This is a genomic window from Bacillus swezeyi, assembly GCF_001969815.1.
Classification (GTDB): domain Bacteria; phylum Bacillota; class Bacilli; order Bacillales; family Bacillaceae; genus Bacillus; species Bacillus swezeyi.
Map to the genome: position 1 here is coordinate 1 of NZ_MRBK01000071.1, position 1,273 is coordinate 1,273.

1 protein-coding gene and 4 tRNA genes are annotated in these 1,273 nt (G+C 39.4%); all 5 read left to right on the forward strand.

Features of this window, described 5'->3' with window-relative positions; all coding sequences use genetic code 11:
- Positions 1 to 294: 294 nt before the first annotated feature.
- The 5 genes from BTA30_RS22120 to BTA30_RS22140 all read left to right on the forward strand — a co-directional run bounded on the left by BTA30_RS22120 (position 295) and on the right by BTA30_RS22140 (position 1,239).
- On the forward strand, positions 295 to 585 hold the full coding sequence (locus BTA30_RS22120; RefSeq protein ID WP_076764206.1) for a GRAM domain-containing protein: 291 nt from the start codon (positions 295 to 297) through the stop codon (positions 583 to 585).
- 235 nt (positions 586 to 820) lie between these two features.
- Positions 821 to 896: transfer RNA gene (locus BTA30_RS22125), tRNA-Val, on the forward strand.
- An 18-nt stretch (positions 897 to 914) separates the two neighbouring features.
- A tRNA-Thr gene (locus BTA30_RS22130) sits at positions 915 to 990 on the forward strand.
- A gap of 82 nt (positions 991 to 1,072) precedes the next feature.
- Positions 1,073 to 1,148 (forward strand) — tRNA-Lys (locus tag BTA30_RS22135).
- A gap of 6 nt (positions 1,149 to 1,154) precedes the next feature.
- A tRNA-Leu gene (locus BTA30_RS22140) sits at positions 1,155 to 1,239 on the forward strand.
- Positions 1,240 to 1,273: the final 34 nt, after the last annotated feature.

The following is a 1,273-nucleotide window of genomic DNA, read 5'->3' on the forward strand; positions in this document are numbered from 1 at the left end:
AGAGTAGGACGCCGCCAAGCGCTTAGGAAGACCAGCTGATATCAGCTGGTCTTTTTGTTTTGCCTTATTCTCTATGTTAACCAGGTTTACAAGCTTACCAGGCGGAGATGCCAACCGTCTCTTTATCCTTTTATCTCTAGCTTAAAATGAGCAAAATTGAGGCAAGCGGAAAAATAAAAGAACTTCCCTCATGCACTGGAACTTTTTATTCCAACTTATCGTCCAAAAAAACCATGAAGTTGAATTAGAAAATAAAATGGACGATAGATATAGTGAAAAATATAGGCAGGTAGCATGAAGTTGTCGAAACAAGATGATCTTATAATGGATATTCCAGCAAATTTATTCCAGGGCTTTGAAGGGGGCGGAGGCAGATTGAAATTAACAAGTGAAGTCCTTATTTTTACGTCTCATGGATTTAATTTTCAAAACAAACCGCTGAATATTAAGGTTCATGATATAGCGAGAGTAGAAAAACAGATGATACCAAACGGGCTTAAAATCGTCTTGAAAAATCAGCAGGAATACAAATTTGTCGTCGCAAAAAGACAGGAATTCTTCAGCCGTTTGGAGAATCTATTATAGAACCATATCATCGAATATCAAGAGCAAGGCGGCAAAAGTTTTGCTGCTCTGCTCGCTGATTTGAAAAAGAAACAGAATTTTAAAGAAGGAAAACCGGCTAAGTTTCCCATAAAAAAGATGTACATATGAAGAAAAAAACTGAAAATAAAATTTTTTTAATATAGCCTTTACAAATGGGTATGTTCCCGTATATAATAGTCCTTGTCAGATCGAGAGTTACACAAATAACTGATGCGGAGGATTAGCTCAGCTGGGAGAGCATCTGCCTTACAAGCAGAGGGTCGGCGGTTCGATCCCGTCATCCTCCACCATTAATATATTTATAATGAGCCGGTGTAGCTCAATTGGTAGAGCAACTGACTTGTAATCAGTAGGTTGGGGGTTCAAGTCCTCTTGCCGGCACCACGATTTTATGATATAATATAAAAGTTGCTGAAAAAAAAGAAATGACTGTTTGATGAGTCATCAGCTTTTATTCGTAAGATTGGAGCCATTAGCTCAGTTGGTAGAGCATCTGACTTTTAATCAGAGGGTCGAAGGTTCGAGTCCTTCATGGCTCACCATTTTATGCGGATGTGGCGGAATTGGCAGACGCGCTAGAATCAGGCTCTAGTGTCTTTTAAAGACGTGGGGGTTCAAGTCCCTTCATCCGCATTGCCAATATATTTTGCGGAAGTAGTTCAGTGGT